Source organism: Pseudomonas sp. Sample_10, from assembly GCF_004321495.1.
Classification (GTDB): Bacteria; Pseudomonadota; Gammaproteobacteria; order Pseudomonadales; family Pseudomonadaceae; genus Aquipseudomonas.
Genome location: NZ_RCOE01000168.1, coordinates 1 through 6437, shown reverse-complemented (window position 1 = coordinate 6437; position 6437 = coordinate 1). Strand labels below are relative to the sequence as shown.

Below are 6437 nucleotides of genomic sequence, written 5' to 3'. Positions count from 1 at the left end.
CATAAGAAAAGGTCTGTAGGGGTCAAAATTCGAAGCCGCGTATTATGCCTAACTTGCGCCAAAATGCACGGATCATCCGACCATATCTGTGTTTTCTGGTCATTTTGCGCACGCTGCAAGGTTGATGAGAACTCTTCCGAAGCGCCCGTATTCCAAATTTGTTTAAAAACCCCGGTTCTCAAACTGGACTGGGCGCAATACTGATCAATACTTGAACTGTCGGCGGGACATCTCCCCCAAGTGTCACGCCGATATTGGTACCAACGGACCGCGTACCATTGTTTTACTCCTAATGGTCTTAACCCGGATTCACCCCCCAGAACCCGGGTTTTTTTTGCCTGCGATTTAACGACCAAAGCCCCGTGGGCGCGGCCCCAGGCTGCGATTTGTTTCTGGCGTTACGACACTGCCCTGACATGCGCCAGGGGAAACAATCGCTGGAAGTTTTCGGTGGTCTGTTCAGCAAATCGCTCGTAGGACTCGCCGCGCAACATTGCCAGAAATTCCGCAACCTCTCGCACGTACTGCGGCAGGTTAGGTTTGCCGCGATGAGGAATCGGTGCCAGGTACGGCGAATCGGTTTCCACCAGCAAGCGGTCCGCCGGCACCTTGCTCGCCACATCACGTAATGCGTCCGCGTTGCGGAACGTGACTATCCCCGACAGGGAAATGTAATACCCCATGTCCAGCGCGGCTTTCGCCATGTCCCAATCTTCGGTGAAACAGTGCAACACGCCCGCCTGAGGCAATGCCGCTTCGCGCAGCAGGTTCAGGGTATCGGCGCGCGCACCACGGGTATGAATGATCACTGGCTTGCCGGTCTGCTGTGCAGCTTGCAAGTGCAATCTGAACGATTCCTGCTGTAACTCGGCTGCTTCGGGCTCGTAGTGATAATCCAGACCGGTTTCCCCGATCGCCACTACGCGCGGGTGATTGAGTTCCTGCAACAGCCAGTCCAGCGCGGGTGCGGCGCCGGGCTGCACATCCAGCGGATGCACGCCGACCGAGCAGTCCACGTCGTCGTATTTCTCGGCCAGGGCTTTGACCTCGGCAGCGTTGTCGACGCTGACGCCGATACACAGAAAGTGCCCTACCCCGCGCTGACGTGCCGCATCCAGTGCGGCATCGAGGGAACCGTCGTGGGCGGCAAGGTCAAGGCGATCAAGGTGGCAATGGGAATCTACGAGCATAAAAATGGCTGCAACTTACATCGTATGAGTGGGACGGTCGGACTTCAGTGCTCCGGCCAGATGGGTTTCGATTCGACTGCGAGCGGTGTCGTCACCGTCGCCGAACTGTACGCCGACACCGGCGGCACGGTTACCCTGCGCGCCTTTGGGCGTGACCCAGGCGACCTTTCCGGCCACCGGGATTTTTTCCGGCTCATCCATAAGATGCAGCAGCATGAATACCTCATCGCCCAACTTGTAGCTCTTGTTGGTCGGGATAAACAGGCCACCGTTCTTGATGAACGGCATGTAGGCCGCGTAAAGCACGGATTTGTCCTTGATGGTGAGCGACAAAATGCCGTTGCGTGGCCCTGGGCTGACAGATTCGTTCATGCTGACCTCCACTGCTGATGCACAGAGTCTAGGCGCAGACCGTCACCTCTGGGTAGGCAAGGATGCCCATTGCACCAGCAGGGCCTCCAGCAGCAAGACCCGATTGAGGTTGGCCTTGCTCAACACCTTCTGGCGCTGGGCGAGAATCCAGTCCTGGATATTCAGGACTTTGTCTTGCGCCGATTTCTGAGCCAGGTACTGAATCACCTTGCGCATGTCGGTCAGCCCCAAGCCTTCTTCATCCTGGGTCAACTGATAGCGCAGGATCAGACTCGACCAGTCGCAGAACCAGTCGAAGAGCAACAATAGCGGGATCGCATTCCAACCCTCGGCCAGTTGCGTCGGCGATTGCTGCTGCTTGAGCAATTTCTTTACCCCTTCGACCACTTGCGCACGCTGCTCGCGAACGCCCTGGGCCTGCAGGTTGACGGCGGCCAGAGGAGAGCCGGCAGCCAACGTCAGCAATTCGACCCGTTCGTCTTCCGAACAATCGGGCAAGGCCTTGGCCAGCCAGGCCTGGCTCATGGCTTCGCTTGGCAGCGGACAGGCCTGCTGCACGCAGCGACTCTTGATGGTCGGCAGCAGACGGCTGGGCTGGTGACTGACCAACAGCAGCACCGTGTCGCCTGAAGGTTCTTCAAGGCTTTTGAGCAAGGCATTGGCCGCGTTGATGTTCATCGACTCGACCGGCTCGATCAGCACCACTTTGCGTCCGCCCAACTGCGCAGTCTGCACCACGAAACTGACCAGGTCGCGAACCTGATCGACCTTGATCGCCTTGTCGGCTTCTTCCGGCTCCAGGATGTAGTTGTCCGGATGACTGCCTGCCTTGAGCAACAGGCAGGATTTGCATTCTCCACAGGCGTCTTGCGCAGTTGGACGCTGGCACAACAGGCTGGCCATCAAACGCTCGGCCAACGCCCGCTTGCCGATCCCGGCCGGGCCGTGCAACAAATAGGCATGCGCGTGCTGAGCACGACCGGCCAGTTGTTGCCAAAGGCTGTCCTGCCACGGATAGGCTTCAGCCACGGGTCAACTCCAGCAGACGTGGGAGCAAGGCGTCCAGAGCCAGCTGAACCTGCGCCAGCGATTGCGCGGCGTCGACCAGGACATAACGTGCCGGCTCCGCAGCTGCGCGCGTGAGGAAGGCATTGCGCACGGCATCGAAAAAGGCCCGGCCCTCCAGCTCAAAACGATCCAGACGTCCGCGTGCACTGGCGCGGGCCAGACCGACTTCCACCGGCAGATCGAAGATCAGCGTCAGGTCGGGGCGCAGATCACCCTGGACAAAGGTTTCCAGCGCGGCGATTCGCTCCAGTGACAAGCCGCGGCCACCACCCTGATAGGCATAAGTCGAATCCGTGAAACGATCACACAAGACCACCGCACCACGGGCCAGCGCCGGGCGAATCACCTCGGCCAGGTGCTGGGCACGCGCTGCAAATACCAGTAGCAGTTCGGTGTCCGGATTCATCACCTCATCCACCGGGGCCAGCAGCACTTCACGAATGCGCTCGGCCAACGGTGTACCTCCCGGCTCACGGGTCAGCACGACCTCGATACCGGCAGCGCGCAGGCGCTCGGCCAGGTATTCACGATTGGTGCTCTTGCCGGCGCCTTCCGGGCCTTCCAGCGTAATAAACAAGCCAGTCACAGGCAGTCCTTAGTCAGAATCATTGCGGGTTTTGCGGCGCGGCTGCATCCGGTGCGGGCGTAGGTGCAGGTTCTTGTGGCGGCACTTGCGGCAAAGCCTCGGGAGTGATGTTGGGAGATGCGGCCGGGATCGGCGTCTGGTCCGGCTCAGCCTGAGGCTCTTCGGTTTGAGGTTCCTCAATCGCATTTTCCAGCGATTCGGGCGCAGTCACCGGTGCGGGGCTGGAACGGTAATCAGCCCGACGCTTGAGCTGATACTCTCGCACGGCATTGTTGTGGGCATCCAGGTCATCGGAAAACACATGGCTGCCATCACCGCGAGCGACGAAGTAGAGGCTGCTGCCCTCCACCGGATTCAGCGCCGCGTGGATCGCTTCACGGCCAACCATGGCTATCGGAGTCGGCGGCAGGCCGGAAATCATATAGGTGTTGTAAGGCGTCGCTTCCTTGAGATGGGCGCGAGTCAGCTTGCCGTTGTAACGATCGCCCAGGCCATAAATGACCGTCGGATCAGTTTGCAACAGCATGCCCATCGCCATGCGCCGCACGAACACGCCGGCAATCTGCCCGCGCTCCTGTGGCACGCCGGTTTCCTTCTCCACCAGCGAGGCCATGATCAGGGCCTGATACGGACCGCTGTAGGGCAAATCGGAGGCACGCTGATTCCACTCCTTGGCCAACACTTCATCGAGACGGTCGTAGGCCGTCTTCAGTAGCTCGACGTCGGTCATGCCCCGCACGAAACGATAGGTGTCGGGGAAGAACCGCCCTTCCGGGAAAACCCCGGTATGACCAAGCTTGTCCATGACCTGGCTGTCGCTCAGACCGTCAAGGGTTTGCTCGATCTTTTCCTCTTTGGCCAGCGCCGCACGGACTTGATGGAAATTCCAGCCTTCGACCAGCGTCAGGCTGTATTGCACCATTTCACCGCGCTTCCACAGGTCGATCAGACCTTCGACTGTCATGCCGGGCGTCATGCGGTATTCGCCACTGTGCAAAGGCTGCTTGGGCAGGTTGAAGCGCCAGTAAACGCGCAACCAGAACGCATCCTTGATGATGCCGTCGGCTTCCATTCGCAAAAAGGTGCGGTTCGGTGTGGTGCCTTTGGGCACCTCCAGCAATTCTTCCTGAGTAATGTTCAGCGGCTGAACCAGCGCCGAATGAATTTTCCAGGCAGAAGCACCCAACATCAGCCCCGCCAGAACCAGTCCGGTTTCCAGCAGCAGCAAGAATTTACGTCTCACGTATCAAACATCCAGTAGCGCACGGGCAATGGTTTGAAGTTTACGGGTGAGCGGCCCAACCGGCCAGCTCAGTGCGCCACAGGCATGCACTGGCCACACGCCATAAACGCTGTTGCAGACAAAGACTTCATCTGCCGATTGCAGCTGATCCAGCGTGATATCGGTGATTTGCGTGGGAATGCCCAGTGACTCGGCTTGAAACAATAATTCGGCACGCATCACCCCTTCCACGCCGCAGCGGTTCAGATCGGCGGTGATCAGCACGTCATCGCATACCATGAACAGGTTGCTGAACACTCCCTCGATGACGCGGCCAGCCCGGTCGAGCATCAAGCCCTCGGCATGGTCGCTATCTTGCCATTCGGAACGGGCGAGCACCTGTTCCAACCGATTCAAGTGTTTGAGTCCGGCAAGCAGGGGCTGATCTGAAAGGCGTGTAGTACAGGGAAACAAGCGGATGCCTTGCTCGGCATGCGCGGCTGGATACGTCGCCGGAGGATTACCCAGCAAGATGCGGCGGGCTTGAACAGAGGGGTCAAAGGCATATCCGCGCAAACTGTCACCACGGGTGATGATCAGCTTGAGAACGCCTTCGTCGAGCTTTGCAGCGTAGTTGAGCAGCTCTGTAACCATGGTGCCATGATCGAGGTTGATTGCCAGCCGCTGACACCCTCTGGTCAACCGCAATACATGGCGATCCAGCATCACCGGGAAACCATTGCGCACGGCGATGGTCTCGAACAAACCATCGCCGTAAGCCAGGCCGCGATCTTTCAGCGACAGCGTGTCAGCCGGCTGACCGTCGACCCAGCTTTCCATCAACCTGCGAACCGGCGGAACACCAGCGAGCCGTTGGTGCCGCCAAAACCGAAGGAGTTGGACAGAACCACATCGATATCCATGTTGCGCGCCGTGTGCGGTACGAAATCGAGATCGCAGCCTTCATCCGGCTCATCCAGGTTGATGGTCGGTGGTGCCACCTGGCTGTTGATCGCCAGCACGCTGAAGATCGCTTCAACCGCGCCGGCCGCACCGAGCAGGTGACCGGTCATCGACTTGGTAGAGCTGACCGCCAGGTTGTAGGCGTGCTCGCCGAACACCGACTTGATCGCATTGACTTCCGCGAGGTCGCCGGCAGGAGTCGAAGTACCGTGGGCATTGATGTACTGCACTTGGTCGCCATTGATTTTGGCATCGCGCAACGCATTGGTAATGCAGCGGGCAGCACCGGCGCCGTCGGCGGGTGGCGAGGTCATGTGGTAAGCATCGCCGCTGGTACCGAAACCGATCAGCTCGGCATAAATGGTCGCGCCACGGGCCTTGGCGTGCTCCAGTTCTTCCAGAACCAGCGCACCGGCACCGTTGGACAATACGAAGCCATCGCGTCCCTTGTCCCATGGACGGCTGGCGCGGGTCGGCTCGTCATTGCGGGTCGACAGTGCGCGGGAGGCACCAAAGCCGCCCATGCCCAGGCCGCAGGCGGCCATTTCGGCGCCACCGGCAATCATCACGTCGGCTTCGTCGTACATGATGTTGCGCGCTGCCATGCCGATGCAGTGCGTACCGGTGGTACACGCCGTGGCGATGGCATAGTTAGGACCCTGTGCACCCAGGTGGATGGACAGGAAGCCGGAAATCATATTGATGATCGAGCCGGGTACGAAAAACGGAGAAATCCGTCGCGGGCCGGTTTCGTGCAGCGTGCGGCTGGTTTCTTCGATATTGGTCAAGCCGCCAATACCCGAACCCATGGCCACGCCGATGCGCTCACGGTTGGCGTTGGTGACTTCCAGGCCCGCATTGCGCACTGCCTGAAAACCTGCGGCCAGACCGTACTGAATGAACAGGTCGAGCTTGCGTGCTTCCTTGAGCGACAGGTATTCCTCGACATTGAAGCCCTTTACCGAGCCGCCAAAACGGGTGGAATAGGCAGAAAGGTCGGTGTGTTCGATCAGACCAATGCCACTGCGGCCAGCCA

General features: G+C 59.4%; 7 protein-coding genes. All 7 read right to left on the bottom strand.

Features of this window, described 5'->3' with window-relative positions:
• Positions 1-398: 398 nt before the first annotated feature.
• Complete coding sequence (locus D8U18_RS16685) at positions 399-1190, bottom strand: TatD family hydrolase (RefSeq protein WP_056855927.1); 792 nt, start codon at positions 1188-1190, stop codon at positions 399-401.
• 15 nt (positions 1191-1205) lie between these two features.
• The gene (locus D8U18_RS16680; RefSeq protein ID WP_056855928.1) at positions 1206-1562 is read right to left on the bottom strand and encodes a PilZ domain-containing protein; all 357 of its coding nucleotides are present in this window, start codon (positions 1560-1562) and stop codon (positions 1206-1208) included.
• A gap of 42 nt (positions 1563-1604) precedes the next feature.
• Complete coding sequence (locus D8U18_RS16675; RefSeq protein ID WP_056855929.1) at positions 1605-2591, bottom strand: DNA polymerase III subunit delta'; 987 nt, start codon at positions 2589-2591, stop codon at positions 1605-1607.
• Positions 2584-3216, bottom strand: coding sequence for a dTMP kinase (gene tmk / locus D8U18_RS16670; protein ID WP_056855930.1), 633 nt, complete (start codon positions 3214-3216; stop codon positions 2584-2586). Before tmk ends, D8U18_RS16675 begins: the two co-directional genes overlap by 8 nt.
• Before the next feature lie 19 nt (positions 3217-3235).
• A complete protein-coding gene (mltG, locus tag D8U18_RS16665) occupies positions 3236-4459 on the bottom strand; it encodes an endolytic transglycosylase MltG (RefSeq protein WP_131108030.1) in 1224 nt (407 codons plus the stop codon).
• A 3-nt stretch (positions 4460-4462) separates the two neighbouring features.
• On the bottom strand, positions 4463-5278 hold the full coding sequence (gene pabC / locus D8U18_RS16660; protein ID WP_056855932.1) for an aminodeoxychorismate lyase: 816 nt from the start codon (positions 5276-5278) through the stop codon (positions 4463-4465).
• The coding region (fabF, locus tag D8U18_RS16655; RefSeq protein ID WP_131108029.1) for a beta-ketoacyl-ACP synthase II at positions 5278-6437 on the bottom strand (1160 nt) is incomplete at its 5' end. The genes fabF and pabC, both read right to left, overlap by 1 nt.